At 42.4% G+C, this 14435-nt stretch carries 14 protein-coding genes and 1 pseudogene; 10 read left to right on the forward strand and 5 right to left on the reverse strand.

Going from position 1 to position 14435, the window contains the following annotated elements; all coding sequences use genetic code 11:
- The first annotated feature begins 32 nt into the window (after nt 1-32).
- From QZ735_RS04475 to QZ735_RS04485, 3 genes are all read left to right on the forward strand, one after another.
- Nucleotides 33-740 carry a tetratricopeptide repeat protein gene (locus tag QZ735_RS04475; protein WP_294244771.1) on the forward strand — a complete coding sequence of 236 codons (708 nt, stop codon included), beginning with the start codon at nt 33-35 and terminating at the stop codon, nt 738-740.
- A gap of 3 nt (nt 741-743) precedes the next feature.
- Nucleotides 744-1262, forward strand: a complete 519-nt coding sequence (ribH, locus tag QZ735_RS04480) for a 6,7-dimethyl-8-ribityllumazine synthase (protein WP_294244773.1) — start codon at nt 744-746, stop codon at nt 1260-1262.
- A gap of 218 nt (nt 1263-1480) precedes the next feature.
- The gene (locus QZ735_RS04485) at nt 1481-3574 is read left to right on the forward strand and encodes an LTA synthase family protein (RefSeq protein ID WP_294244777.1); all 2094 of its coding nucleotides are present in this window, start codon (nt 1481-1483) and stop codon (nt 3572-3574) included.
- Here the strand turns inward: QZ735_RS04485 and QZ735_RS04490 are convergent.
- Genes QZ735_RS04490 through QZ735_RS04500 form a run of 3 tightly spaced genes read right to left on the reverse strand, consistent with a single transcriptional unit; the run spans nt 3564 to nt 5362 of the window.
- The gene (locus tag QZ735_RS04490; protein WP_294244780.1) at nt 3564-4694 is read right to left on the reverse strand and encodes a glutathionylspermidine synthase family protein; all 1131 of its coding nucleotides are present in this window, start codon (nt 4692-4694) and stop codon (nt 3564-3566) included. The genes QZ735_RS04485 and QZ735_RS04490 overlap by 11 nt on opposite strands.
- Before the next feature lie 7 nt (nt 4695-4701).
- A complete protein-coding gene (locus QZ735_RS04495; protein ID WP_294244784.1) occupies nt 4702-5034 on the reverse strand; it encodes a hypothetical protein in 333 nt (110 codons plus the stop codon).
- Nucleotide 5035: 1 nt separating this feature from the next.
- Complete coding sequence (locus QZ735_RS04500; RefSeq protein WP_294244786.1) at nt 5036-5362, reverse strand: hypothetical protein; 327 nt, start codon at nt 5360-5362, stop codon at nt 5036-5038.
- Between the two features lie 75 nt (nt 5363-5437).
- On the opposite strand from QZ735_RS04500, the gene QZ735_RS04505 reads away from it, so the two are divergent.
- Nucleotides 5438-6286, forward strand: a complete 849-nt coding sequence (locus tag QZ735_RS04505) for a neutral zinc metallopeptidase (RefSeq protein ID WP_294244790.1) — start codon at nt 5438-5440, stop codon at nt 6284-6286.
- A 64-nt stretch (nt 6287-6350) separates the two neighbouring features.
- Here the strand turns inward: QZ735_RS04505 and QZ735_RS04510 are convergent, their stop codons facing one another.
- Nucleotides 6351-7175 (reverse strand): GLPGLI family protein, encoded by an 825-nt coding sequence (locus QZ735_RS04510; RefSeq protein WP_294244793.1) that lies wholly within the window; start codon nt 7173-7175, stop codon nt 6351-6353.
- A gap of 312 nt (nt 7176-7487) precedes the next feature.
- Between QZ735_RS04510 and QZ735_RS04515 the strand changes: the two genes are divergently transcribed.
- The 5 genes and pseudogenes from QZ735_RS04515 to sufD all read left to right on the forward strand — a co-directional run bounded on the left by QZ735_RS04515 (nt 7488) and on the right by sufD (nt 12115).
- On the forward strand, nt 7488-7817 hold the full coding sequence (locus QZ735_RS04515; protein ID WP_294244795.1) for an iron-sulfur cluster assembly accessory protein: 330 nt from the start codon (nt 7488-7490) through the stop codon (nt 7815-7817).
- Between the two features lie 6 nt (nt 7818-7823).
- Nucleotides 7824-8235 (forward strand): annotated as a pseudogene (locus QZ735_RS04520) (four helix bundle protein).
- A 54-nt stretch (nt 8236-8289) separates the two neighbouring features.
- On the forward strand, nt 8290-9738 hold the full coding sequence (gene sufB, locus QZ735_RS04525; RefSeq protein ID WP_294244797.1) for a Fe-S cluster assembly protein SufB: 1449 nt from the start codon (nt 8290-8292) through the stop codon (nt 9736-9738).
- Between the two features lie 185 nt (nt 9739-9923).
- Entirely contained in the window at nt 9924-10667 is a 744-nt protein-coding gene (gene sufC / locus QZ735_RS04530; RefSeq protein ID WP_294244799.1) for a Fe-S cluster assembly ATPase SufC, read from the forward strand.
- Nucleotides 10668-10807: 140 nt separating this feature from the next.
- On the forward strand, nt 10808-12115 hold the full coding sequence (gene sufD / locus QZ735_RS04535) for a Fe-S cluster assembly protein SufD (RefSeq protein ID WP_294244802.1): 1308 nt from the start codon (nt 10808-10810) through the stop codon (nt 12113-12115).
- Between the two features lie 121 nt (nt 12116-12236).
- On the opposite strand, the gene QZ735_RS04540 is transcribed toward sufD, so the two are convergent.
- Nucleotides 12237-12965 (reverse strand): beta-carotene 15,15'-monooxygenase, encoded by a 729-nt coding sequence (locus QZ735_RS04540; protein WP_294244804.1) that lies wholly within the window; start codon nt 12963-12965, stop codon nt 12237-12239.
- Nucleotides 12966-13432: 467 nt separating this feature from the next.
- On the opposite strand from QZ735_RS04540, the gene QZ735_RS04545 reads away from it, so the two are divergent.
- A partial coding sequence (locus QZ735_RS04545; protein ID WP_294244806.1) for a hypothetical protein occupies nt 13433-14435 on the forward strand: 1003 nt, incomplete at its 3' end.

Below are 14435 nucleotides of genomic sequence, written 5' to 3' on the forward strand. Positions count from 1 at the left end.
AATTAAATTTGCATTTCAATTTTTAACAATTTATGGCAAAAATTACAAAGAATGCTCAGGACGGGCAAGAAGGTAAAGAAACAGTGGAGTTTTTTAAAGATCTTGACAGGGAAGCTTTAAATACGGAAAGATTTCTTGAGAAATATTCAAAACCGCTGGGTATTGTTTTCGGACTGCTTATTTTAGGCGTTCTGGGATTCTTCGGTTACAAACAGTTTGTTGTAGCTCCTAAAAATGCTGAAGCTGTAAAAAGTTTCCTGACTGCGCAGAAATACCTGGCAGAAGGAAAAGATAAAGAAGCACTGGGAGGAAAGTCTGCAGCCAACCCGGGATTCCTTGGGACTTACGATGAATATTCAGGAACCAATGTCGGTAAACTTTCTGCATACAATGCCGGATTGCTGAAATTCAAGGAAGGAAAATTTCAGGAAGCTTACGATCTTCTGGACAAATTTTCTTCCGATAACAAAACGATCATGGCAATGAAGTTCGGGGCAATGGCAGATGCACAGTCCGGGCTTAATAAAAATGATGATGCGCTGCAATTGCTGGACAAAGCAGCCTCTGCTTCCGATGATCCGTATACGACGTATTTTTTCACCAGAAAAGCCGGTCTTCTGGCTTTGGGAATGAATAAAAAGGCAGAAGCTAAAAAATATTTTGCTACCATCGATGAAAAATACCAGGATTATGACAACGGAATGTCTGATTCTTATATTGAAATGACTAAATACTTCTAAATAATGGCAACAGTTAATCTTTCCGATTACAAGCCACTTCATATAACCAATGCCGATGAGTTTTCTATCGGCATTGTTTTTTCTGAGTGGAATGATTTTGTAACCTATAACCTGCGGGATGCAGCCCTGGAAATCCTTCATAAAGAAGGTGTGAAACCGGAGAACATCAGGCTCTTTCCTGTGCCGGGCGCTTTTGAACTCAGTTATGCCAGCATGCAGCTCTGCAAGGAACGTAAGTATGATGCCGTCATCTCCATCGGGTGCGTGATCCGCGGCGAAACCCCGCATTTTGATTATGTATGTTCCGCCGTAGCCCAGGGAATCAAAGACTGCAATATCTTAACCGACACTCCAACCATATTCTGCGTTCTTACGGATGATACCAAAGAACAGTCCGTTGCAAGAAGCGGCGGCGATCTGGGTAATAAAGGAGTGGAAGCTGCCGTTACGGCATTAAGAATGATTGACTTCAGAAAAAACCTGTCCGGTAAAAAAGGGAATATCGGATTCGGGCATTCTTAATTTAACACTTTTTAACATTTAATAGAATACCAGGGACTGTTTCGTACAGTCCCTGCTTTATTTGTCCGGTATTCCGCAAAGGATGAGGAATACCATATCTTTTAATTTTTTTTTAAAATATTATAAAATTCATAATATTTACCGGGATATTGCGATGTTCATATCTATAGAATGTATTCTCTGTTAAATTTGCAGGTATTAATACCTATTGAATATCCATGTCATTCCAGCGAATAAAACCTTTCCTGTATCTGGGAATTTTTTATCTTACCATTTCTCTGATCCTCCGTATCGTTTTTCTCTTTCATCCGATTACTACGGTAAGCTTCGGATTTGTAGAAATGTCTAAAATCCTACTGACCGGCATTGCAAATGATCTGTTTGTGTTTATCTTAGTTTCGATAGTGCTGGCACTTTACCTTCTGTTTTTGTCGGAATCAAAATATAAAAAGCCTTACGGGCCGGCCATTCTGGGAATTCTGGTGCTGTTTTTCCTTTATATCCTTCTTGTCCCGAATAACATCTTCAAACAATATGGAGGTTCTGTAGCAGAAATAGCCCTCGCTTTTGTAGGCCTTAAGACCCTGTGCTTCGGCCTGATGCTGTTCCTGCCGCACAAACGCCTGAAGATAAGGAATATATTATATTTTATTACCCTTTTCCTGTATGTCCTCGTCATCATTTTTAATGCCGTGAGCGAATATTTTTTTTACAACGAATTCGGGCTCCGGTATAACTTTATCGCCGTAGACTACCTCATCTATACCAATGAAGTCATTGGAAACATCATGGAGAGCTATCCTGTCATCCCGCTGTTTTCAGCTATTCTCGCAGTTGCGGTTCTTGTTACGGTCTTCATTTACAGGAAAACACAATCGGGACTGCTGCAGCTTCCGGATCTGAAACAGAAACTTGTACTGGGAGGGGCTTTTATCATTGCTGTTGTTGCCGGATTCGTCGGACTGAATTTTACCACCGGAATCAGGTCTTCCAATATTTTCGAGTCAGAAATCGAAGCGAACGGCCTTCCCAGGTTTTACTGGGCCTTTACCCATAATGAACTGGATTATTTCCGGTTCTATCCCGTCATGAATGAAAAAAAAGCGGAAAAGAATTTCCTCAGCCAGTTTACCGGGCATAACCTGGAGCGGAATATTGTTTCCGGGCAGCCGGAACAGAAAAAAAACGTAGTCCTGATTTCCGTGGAAAGCCTTTCCGCCGATTTTATGGAACATTACGGAAATACCCAGAAGCTGACCCCTTTTCTGGACAGCCTGGCGAACCGTTCCCTCCTCTTCACCAACCTGTATGCAACGGGAAACCGTACGGTACGCGGATTGGAAGCCCTTACCCTGTGCATTCCGCCCACCGCCGGTGAAAGCATCATCAAAAGGGAAAATAATAAAAATAAATTCACTACCGGAAGTGTGTTCAGGTCGAAAGGGTATGATGTAAAGTTCCTGTACGGAGGATACAGTTATTTCGACAATATGCAGGATTTTTTTGCCGGTAACGGCTATGGTATTGTAGACCGGAATAGTTTTAAACCTGAAGAAATCACCTTTGCCAACGTCTGGGGGGTGGCGGATGAAGACATGGCAAAAAAAGCGATACAGACCATGAATGCGGAAGCAAAATCCGGTATGCCATTCTTCAATCACTGGATGACGGTCTCCAACCACCGGCCTTTTACCTATCCCGCAGGAAGGATTGATATTCCGGGGGATGCCAAATCCAGGGAGGGCGGCGTAAAATATACCGATTATGCCCTCCATCAGTTTTTTAAGATGGCTGAAAAGCAGCGCTGGTACAGGAATACCGTATTCGTAATCGTGGCAGACCATTGTGCTTCCAGTGCCGGAAAAGTAGAGCTTCCTATGGATAAGTACAGGATTCCGGCCATGATCTTCTCGGAAGGTTTTATCCGGCCTCAGAAGTTTACACAGACCATGTCACAGATCGATATCATGCCCACCCTCTTCGGTCTGCTGCATTTCAATTACCGGTCTGAGTTTCTGGGACAGGATGTTTTCGGCAAAAACTTCGAGCCTAAAGCTTATATTGCCACGTATCAGGACCTCGGACTCATCCAGGATAACCATCTTACGGTAATTTCCCCGTTGAGGAAGATACGCCAGTATGAACTGAAGCAGCAAAAAAATGCGCTTCAGCCGGAATTCAACCTGTACTTTGATGAGATTGCGGTAAAAAACATCGCTGTACAGAATAAAAATAAGAAGTTGGTGGACGAAACTGTTGCGGATTATCAGTCCACGTCATTCTGGCTGAAGAAAAACAGGCTTAACCGCTGATCAGGTGAGGGACAAACCGGCTCTCGTTATTGGTAATGAGACGGACACTCTCCCTGATCCCGATACCGGCCGGTTCCTGCCCGATTACCCAGCTTCCGATAACAGGAAAATTGCCGTTATAGTCAGGAAGGGTAAACAGCTGCTGGTAAATGAATCCTTCTTTGCCGTATTCACCTTTGTTCGCTTCCACAGGAATATTATTCCGGTACAGGGCAACATTGGCTCCTTCCCGGGAATACACCGGTTTTTTAGCAAAATCCCTGAGGTGTTTCGATTCAAAGTAAGCTTCCAGCAGATAAGGATGGCCGGGATACATTTCCCAGAGTACAGGCAGAATGGCTTTTGATGACAGCAGGATTTTCCAGGCCGGCTCTATCCATTGTGAGCGGAAGCCGTTCTTTACCAGCTTTTCTGCAAAGCCGTCTTCCATGATCCATTCATAAGGATACAGCTTAAAGATATATTCCATAACGGACCGGTCTCCGGAAATAAACTCTTCAATTTCCTCTGCCCAGCCGATATCCTGAATGGGAATAAACTCCGTATCAAAACCCGCCTGCGTAGCACAGTCCCTGATGTATTCAATGTTGGTGACATCCTCGATATTGGTAAGTGAAGCAAAATAGATATGACGCGGATTCATGTAGGCAGTAAGGTACTTCCAGTAGTCCACAAGCTTCTCATGGATCGAATTGAACTGGTCTTTCTCCGGAAACATTTCCTGCAGCCAATACCACTGGATAACGGAGGCTTCATAGAGGGAAGTAGGCGTATCGGCATTGAATTCAAGCAGTTTAAGGTTGTTACCGTCGAAACCGAAATCAAATCTTCCGTAAATTGACGGATGATCTTCTTCCCAGCTGGTTACGATATAATCCCTGAAATATTCCGGGATGCTGAACCGGTGCCACAGATTTTTTTCGATAACGTAATCCACCGCTTCCAGGCACATCTGCCAGAGTTCAGCAGTCGCCGATTCAATGATATTGATTTCGTCCATGGAAAATTCATAGTAATGGCTTTCGTCCCAGTACAGCCCTTCCAGGGAATGATAACCGAATCCCAGTTTTTCGAGCTTATGTTCCCAGTCTTTACGTTGTGGTGAAGGTATTCTTTTCATGCTGTAGTTATGATGATGCCCGGAAACCGCTTCTGCCCAATCCGCCTCTTACGACTTTACCTTTATAGGTACTTCTCCCGATGTTTGACTTTGCACTGATGGCATCACTGTAATACCCCGTTCTGCTGTAGGCACCGTTACTGTATGCACCATACGGACGGAAAGCATGGTAGAGAAAAAAGCCCGGCAGGAAACCATGTGTCCTTGAATACGACGCCGTAGTATCCGATCTCATGTACACCTTTTTTTCATTTTTCCACTGATCCTTGGGTTTCTCCTGCGAACAGGCCGCAAGTATCCCCGTGACGAAAAGCAGTTTGATGGAACCTGATTTTTTCATGCTACTGGACGGTAATATAAAATTCATAATCTTTTTTCACAAGCGCATGTTGCTCGTTTCCGTTTTCATCCTCCACCATCTGCAGGGAATCGCCCAGGGCAGGAAGGGTATCCCTTTTTATGATTTCCCTGAAAAGCTTGTGGTCTTTCCATACTTTATGCCTGGTAATCAGGATATCTGAGGCACCGGCATGCTGAACGGAAAGTTCCGTTTCTATCGAAGCTTTTTTATCTACGTTTTTTACTTCGTCTTCTTTCTCTTCCTTGTAGCTGCAGGCGCACAGTGTTGTCGCTAAGATGATGAAAGAGATCTGTTTAATTCTTCTCACTTTGGCATAATTTTTTACAAAAGTAATTATTACTTGGATAATAATTTTAAATTTACCTATATAAAAAATTAAACTATGAGATGGACTGACGACAGAAGCGGCAATGTGGAAGACCGGCGCGGCCTTGGCGGCGGCGCAGTGGTAGGCGGTGGCCTTGGAACCCTTATCATTGCGGCAATCGTATTTTTTCTGGGCGGTGATCCTTCCGCCGTATTATCCGGTTCCGGTTCCGGTTCTCCAAGAACCGAACAGCGGCAATTGAACAATGATGAACTTAAAGTGAGGGAATTTGTTGAGATGGTGACTGCAGAAAATGAACAGACATGGACTAAAATATTTGCAGAGAACGGGATGAAGTATGAGCCGGCAAAGGTTATTCTTTTTGAAAATACCACCCAATCCGGGTGCGGCACGGCACAGTCTGCCATGGGACCTTTTTATTGTCCTGCAGACCAGTCAGTTTATATGGACATGAGCTTTTTCAAAGAACTGCAGTCACAATTTGGCGCTAAGGTAACCGAATTCAGTATTGCTTATGTAATGGCTCATGAGATGGGACATCACGTCCAGACCTTACTGGGAACTACCCAACAGGTAGATGAATACAGGAGAAGCGGCCGGTATTCCGAAGCAGCAATGAACAGGATTTCCGTTGCTACCGAGCTTCAGGCCGATTTCTATGCCGGCGTATGGGCGAAACAGACCGATGCAAGGGAGCATATTCTGGAACCGGGCGATATTGATGCAGCCATAAGTGCTGCTGAAGCTGTCGGAGACGATAACATCCAGAAAAGATCACAGGGTTACGTAAACCAGGAAAGCTTTACCCACGGATCATCAGCGCAACGTAAAGAATGGTTTATGAAAGGCTATGAAACCGGAGATATCAGACAAGGGAATACTTTTGATCAGTTGCTGAAATAAAATCTCTGTACACATAAAAAAAATCCCTGAAGATCATTATTCTTCAGGGATTTTATGGTTTATCTTACTGGAGTTCTATCGGATTGCTGTTATTTTTGGCTTCTTCCTTTATTCTCTCCTCCATTCTCTTCCTCATTTCAGCCGGATTCTGGTTGCCCCCTATCCGCATCGGAGCTGAAGGGCCGCCACCGCCCTGAGACATGAAGGCCATAGGATCTTCGCTGTATTTCTTCTGCTGCTTCACATAATCGTCTCTTTTTACTTTAATGGTATTTCCGAACTGGTTCAGGGCGGGAAAATCCTCAATTTTATAGTTTTTCATCAGGTCGAAAGAATAATCGCCTTTCTCATCCTCCGCTTTAACAATCAGCCCCGGTAGCCCTCCGAATTTATAGGGTCCGTCCTGATAAGGCAGATCGGTGGTGAACCAGACCGTCCATTTCCGGCCTCCGAAATCTGTTTCCGCCTTCTGCACCTTGTAGTCGCCGATTTTTCTTGTTTCGGAAGCTATTTTCCAGTTCAGCGGGCGGTCTTCTTCATAGGTATACACATCCCGGCCGATCCTGTCCTTGAATACGGTTTTTTGGGCTTTTTTATCTTTCTCGATGGAATAATTGATACTGGACCGCAGCCCTTCCATCTGCTGGCGGTTAAATCCTCTTGCCCCGCCGCTCTGGAAAGTGGCTTTCATCACAGAATCCCTCTTGATCCTGTTTTCAGAATAAAAAAAAGATTTTTCCGGAGAAATATCCAGATAGGCATTTTCAGTTTTGGTACTGTTTTTATCGGCAGCATCAGGCTTCATGGTCACCTGATATACAAATCTGTTTACCTGTGCAAAAGAAGTCTGCACCAGTAAAACAAAAGCAATCAATCCCAGTTTTTTCATTATAAAGGTAATTTACAGTTTGATTTTAAAAGAAGATCAAAGTTAAAAAGGATAAACGGCAATATGAAGCAAGTCCAGGATTATTTCCAGGATATTTGATTGATTTTTTATTATCAGCAATCTATAAGCTGAATCAATTCCGTCCATATCCGTTTTATTCAGATTTTTACAGCCCGGCTCCCATCAACCAGGGTAGAAGGATTCTCAATTCAGGCGTATCAATAATAAAAATCGATAAAATAAAATCGCTGATTTTTATATACTGATTATTGTTCGTATTTTTGCACTATTAAATCATTCTAAATAAATACAATGATAAAAGTATCAGACCATGCAAAGTCAAAAGCTGTTCAGCTGATGACAGAAGAAGGCTTCAATCCTGTAGAAGATTATATACGGGTTGGAGTAAAGAGCGGAGGGTGTTCCGGTTTAGAATATGTTTTAAAGTTTGACAACCAGAAAGCAGATAATGACCAGGTATTTGAAGATAATAATATTAAAATTATCATCGACAAAAAATCCATCCTTTATTTAGCAGGTACTACTCTTGAGTATTCGGGAGGTTTAAACGGAAAAGGGTTTGTATTCAACAATCCCAACGCATCCAGAACCTGCGGATGCGGAGAAAGTTTTTCGTTATAATTCAAAATTGAAGATTTAAAATTCAATAGGTATTGGCGACCTACAGGAGTTTTGGAGATATGGCAGCTTGCCAGAGCACTTGGTAATGATATTTATGAAATTACAGAAGGTTCCGGTCTCAAAAACAACTTTCGTCCGGCAATCAGACTGACGGATCATCGGGATCAGTAATGGATAATATTGCTGAAGGTTTTGAAAGAAATGGAAATAAAGGGTTTATACAGTTTCTATATGTTGCAAAAGTATCCTGTGGAGAAACAAGATCACAGTTGTGTAGAATTTTAGACAGAAAATTCATTTCAGATGAAAAATTCGAAGTTTTAAAAATAAAACAACGGATCTAAGCAGAAAAATTGGGGGCTTTATATTTTACTTACAGAACAGTGATCTTAAAGGCTCAAAATATAAAAACAGATAAATAAAAATAATTCAAAAAACAAATTTCGAATTTTGAATTTTTTGAATATTACATATGAGTAAATATACTGAAGACGACCTGAGAGTCGATTTGGAAAATAAAAAATACGAATTCGGCTGGGAAACAAAAATCGATTACGAAGATTTTCCCATCGGATTGAACGAAGATATCATTCGGGCGATCTCCGCTAAAAAGGAAGAGCCCGAATGGATGACGGAATGGCGTCTGGAATCATTCAAAATCTGGCTGAAAATGGCAGAACCGGACTGGGCAAATATCAAATATGAGAAACCCGATTTCCAGGCAATCCGTTATTATGCAGCCCCGAAGGTAAAGCCGGAGCTGGAAAGCCTTGATGAGGTGGATCCGGAATTACTGGCTACCTTTGCCAAGCTGGGAATCAATATTGAAGAACAGAAAAGGCTTTCCGGAGTTGCCGTAGACATCGTGATGGACTCGGTTTCCGTGAAGACTACTTTTCAGGATACACTGGCTGAAAAGGGGATTATTTTCTGCTCTATTTCCGAAGCGATCAAAAACCATCCGGATTTGGTAAGAAAATACTTAGGTAAGGTAGTTCCGAGAGGCGATAATTTTTATGCTGCTTTAAATTCTGCCGTATTCTCAGACGGAAGCTTCTGCTATATCCCGAAAGGCGTAAGATGCCCGATGGAGCTTTCTACCTATTTCAGGATCAACCAGGCCGGAACCGGACAGTTTGAGAGAACATTGGTGATTGCTGACGAAGGAAGCTACGTATCTTACCTCGAAGGCTGTACAGCACCGTCCAGGGATGAGAACCAATTGCACGCAGCAGTGGTAGAGCTTATCGCGCTGGATAATGCAGAAATCAAATATTCAACCGTTCAGAACTGGTATCCGGGGAATGAAGAAGGAAAAGGCGGGGTCTTCAATTTCGTAACGAAGAGAGGACTTTGCGAAAGGAAAGCCAAGATTTCCTGGACCCAGGTGGAAACCGGTTCTGCCGTTACCTGGAAATATCCTTCCTGCATCCTGAAAGGGGATGGTTCCATTGGTGAGTTTTACTCCATTGCCGTAACCAACAACCATCAGTATGCTGATACCGGAACCAAGATGATCCATATCGGAAGAAACACAAAATCTACCATCATCTCCAAAGGTATTTCTGCAGGAAAATCACAAAACTCCTACAGAGGGCTTGTAAAAGTGATGCCGTCTGCCAAAGGAGCGAGAAATTTCTCCCAATGTGACTCTTTGCTGATGGGTAATGAATGCGGCGCCCATACTTTCCCTTATATTGAGATCAAAGATCCTACGGCCCAGCTGGAGCATGAGGCAACCACTTCAAAAATCGGGGAAGACCAGATTTTCTACTGCAACCAGCGGGGAATTGATACGGAAAGAGCCATTGCACTGATCGTGAACGGATTCAGTAAGGAAGTACTGAACAAATTACCGATGGAGTTTGCCATTGAGGCCCAGAAACTGCTGGAAATTTCATTGGAGGGTTCTGTAGGATAGGATTTGAACCGGATATTGATCAATTATTTTTTGGTTGAGCCAAAAGACAAATTTGCATTAAAGAATTTAGATTCTTAATGTTTAAAATAAATTAGTATTTCATTTGCAGGATAGTCCTTTTATAATTAATGGTTTAGGGTTATAAAAGAAACGGTTGAGTCTAGCCTTGCGATAAATTTGAATATATGTTAGAGATAAAAAACTTGCACGCTAGGATTGAAGACGGTGCACAAATCTTAAAAGGAATTAACCTTGAAATAAAGCCGGGTGAAGTTCATGCGATCATGGGACCTAACGGAGCGGGAAAATCTACCCTTTCTTCTGTCATCGCCGGAAAGGAAGATTATGAAGTGACCGAAGGGGAAATCATATTCGACGGCGAAAACATTATTGAGGATGCCCCTGAGGAAAGAGCACACAAAGGCGTATTTCTTTCCTTCCAGTATCCGGTGGAAATACCGGGCGTATCAGTAACCAATTTCATCAAAGCTGCCCTGAATGAAAACAGGAAAGCCAATGGACTGGAAGATATGCCTGCAAAAGAAATGCTGGCCCTGATCCGGGAGAAGTCTGAAAAGTTGGGAATCAAGAAAGATTTCCTTTCAAGGTCACTGAACGAAGGGTTTTCCGGAGGGGAGAAAAAAAGGAATGAGATCTTCCAGATGATGATGCTTAATCCGAAACTGGCCATTCTTGACGAAACCGATTCCGGCCTGGATATCGATGCCTTAAGAATTGTTTCAGACGGTGTCAATGCATTTAAGAATGAAGGGAATGCCGTACTTCTGATTACCCATTACCAGAGACTGCTTAACTATATCCAGCCTGATTTCGTTCATGTACTGGCCAATGGAAAAATCATCAAGACCGGAGACAAATCCCTTGCACTGGAACTTGAGGAGAGGGGATACGACTGGTTATTGAACTAATCCAGAATAATAGAATGGTACGGAATGAATGAGAGGCAATAGTACCGATCTCCGTACCTGATACATTCCATTCTGTAGAATGAACGTAATTTCAGCCTAATAAAAAGAAAAAAATGGTGCAAACCAAAGATATACCAGTAATGGCATTACAAGAACAGATTACAGAAAACCATCCTGCTTTTCTGGAAAGTCTTCGTCACCGATTTCTTGACGATGACCGCAAAGCAGCGCTTCAAAGATTTGAAAGTGCCGGTTTTCCTACCAAAAAAGACGAAGAATACAGATATACCAACCTGAAGGAAATTACTGAGAAAGCCTACAGTTTTTTTCCTAAAGAAAACCATAACATTACCAAAGAGCAGCTGGACCAGCTTCACTTGGGAGAAGAGAATTTCGACTGGATTACTTTTGTGAACGGTAAACTTCGAAAGGAACTTTCCAGGGTTTCCATTGAGAATGTTGAATTCCTTTCTTTCAACTATGCCCTGAACGACGAAAAGCATAAAGATGTTTTTGAAAAGTATTTCAATACTATTGCTTCCAGGGATTCTGCATTCACCAACCTGAACCAGGCCTATTGCAAATATGGGTTCTTTCTGAAAGTTCCGAAAAATGTAGTGATCGAAAAACCGATCCATATTTTTTACATTTCCCAGAATCAGGAAGAGAACACCTTTTATAATACGAGAAACCTTCTGATTGTAGAAGAGGGTGCCAAAGTGGAAATTATTGAAAGTCATCATAATTTCGACAGTACGTACGTCCTGACCAATTCCGTAACAGAAATTTTTACCTATCCGAATGCAAAAGCCGACTGGCATAAGCTTCAGAACGACAGCGACACTTCTTATCTGATTGACAATACGTTTGCAAGACAGGAAAAAGACAGCCTGACCACGGTAAATACTTTTTCTTTTGGCGGAAAAATCGTGAGGAATAATCTGGATTTCATTCATAACGGATCGAATATCAATTCATTTATGAACGGAATTACCATTATCGGGAAAGACCAGCTGGTAGACCACCATACGGCAGTTCACCACAATTTCCCGAATTGCGAAAGCTACCAGAATTATAAAGGAATTTTCAGCGGCAATTCACACGGTGTTTTCAACGGAAAGGTATTTGTAGATAAGATTGCCCAAAAAACCAATGCTTATCAGCAGAATAACAATGTGCTGCTGAGTGAAGGTGCGAAGATTGATACGAAGCCGCAGCTGGAAATTTTTGCAGACGATGTAAAATGCTCCCACGGATGTACGGTAGGCCAGCTCAATGAGGACGCACTGTTTTATCTGAGAGCCAGAGGAATCTCCAAAAAGGAAGCCCAGGCCTTATTATTGTATGCCTTTGCAAACGATGCGATGCAGAATATCGATATCGAACCGCTAAAAGAAAAAATTTCAAAGCTTCTGGCAGAGAAACTGGAAGTGAAGATAGAATTTTAATATGATATAGTAGTTGATCTGAAAACGGCCGTCTCGAAATGAAACGGCCGTTTTTTATTCATATTGGGGGTGTACTTCAGTTGGGCATATTCTATCTCACTTTTTCCCGGATACTCATCTTCTATAAAATCTTTACAGGCTTATCTGAAAATGCGCGGTAGGCAGAATATGTGACCACAGCAAAGAAAGGAGCCGTTAAGACAATCCCGATTCCACAGAGCACTACCCCGCTCCATGACATAAGCATTCCCACTATGGTAACAGCCAGAAAAGTTCCGTAGTTCTGCCGGGCCAGGGCTGCTGATCTTTTAAGTGCTTCAATGGCTGATGCGTCTTCGAAAAGCAAAACCGCATATCCTGATAGCAAAAAAGGATATACCAAAAGCAACGGAAAGAAACAGAAAAGGGCTGCAAAACCCGATAGCAGTCCGGCGATTATGCTGTATATTATAATCTGTATAAAATTCTTATGGTATCCTATAAAAAGATCTGAGAACCGTGCTTTTATCCTGTAATTGTACTTAGCTGCAATAAAAATAAGGCCGGTATACAGCGGAGATAAAAGCAGGACAAAAATCCCTGATAACGTAAGGAAAGTTGAGAATCCCGGAATTTCCCCATAATTGAATTCAGAATAATATCCTTCATTGCTTCGGATCTCATCAAGCATCTTTACAGAATCGAAACCTATTGCATTCTGTATGATATAGGAACCGGTTATATATATAAGCATTGCTATGATTCCATACAATGCAATGCCTTTATACATGGCAAGCGCATGGTTGATAATGGAAGAGGTCTTTCTTTCGGGAACAAAATCCGGATGGTCGAATTCATTAAGTTGAGCCATGATTTATAATTTTAATGTTGGTGTATCGGAAGTGTATCAAACAGGATGCTGACCTTTTGCTTTATGGTAGCTGTTGTGGATTAGATTTCTGAAAAACAGACTTTTTAGAATTCTGTTGTAATCCCGGATCAGCATTTTCTTTTAAATTCTATACAGCTATCTCATTATACCGGTTAAGACGCAAGACTATTGATTTGCTCATTTTCCAGACTTTTTACCATTTATGAAAATATAAATTTTACTTATACCATTAATATTCCCAACATATGCACAATAACTTTTAAGTTATCAATATCGTAATTATAATAAATATTTTTTAAAAAAATATAATTAATACATGCCATTAGCGAATAATATTTAACAATTAAGCAATACACTGTTTGGTGATTTTTTATATATTTGTACTACAATCACCTTTTTTTATGAAAAAATTTAATCTTTTAGTACTGCTTCTTGCATTTTTTTGCATGCCGCATTTATTCCGATCGCAACAGGCTGACAGGCTGTATCTGTCGTTTGCCGCCACAGGACGCGTTTACGACATTACGGGGATTACTGGTACAACGTCGCTCCCTGCACCGCTTACCTCGCCTGCACCAACAAACTTGGCTGATATCAGTAATCTCGCTGTAGGGTATGATAATCCCGGAGGCAATCCCGGGACGATCGTATTTATCCATTCCAATACACCGGCGAACAGCGTGCTTTATAAAAACAATGTTGCCATCACCCCGGCAGTTACCCTCCCGACAGTACCCATAGGCGGAATCGGGACCAACAATGTACCGGGTACCTATTTCGGAAGGGTATACGGATTCCAGTCCAATACCAAATCACTCTATCCGATCTATCCTTCCGGAACGACCTTAGCGATTACCGGTGATGCCGACTGGACCAACGGAACTACCTTCAGTACTGATACATTTTTTGATTATGAGAACCATATTTATATGTTTCTCAATGCCCCCAATAGTGGCGGCAGGTATCTGTATAAAATTGCCATTGCTACCGGAGTTGCCTCCAAGGCAGCCCTGATTACCGGACCCGCTGCAACGGTAGCTTCTATGCAGGGTATGGCTTACCTGAACGGAAACGTATATACTGTTTCCCTTATCGGAACCTCCACCGGAACGGCCAACACCCTTCAGATCAACAGCATCAATATTTCTACCGGGGTGTCCACTACAGTGGCCACTTTTAATGTCGGCAGCAATTTCGGAAACCTGGACCTCGCTTCCGTGCCGTATTATGTGCCTTTTACCTTCACCTGCGGCGGGGCTGCCTTCCAGGGGAATTCCACGTTCTCCACAGGCTATGCCTCTACCCGGACGGTAAGGATCCCCATATCCAATGTCTACGGACCGGGCACCTACACCATCAATGTATCCGGTACCGATTTTGCCACCACTTCGCAAACCGTTACCATTGCTTCCGGGACCACCTTTGTGGATGTCCCGGTAACCTACAACG

Origin of the sequence: uncultured Chryseobacterium sp., from assembly GCF_913776365.1 — a bacterium.
Taxonomy (GTDB): domain Bacteria; phylum Bacteroidota; class Bacteroidia; order Flavobacteriales; family Weeksellaceae; genus Chryseobacterium.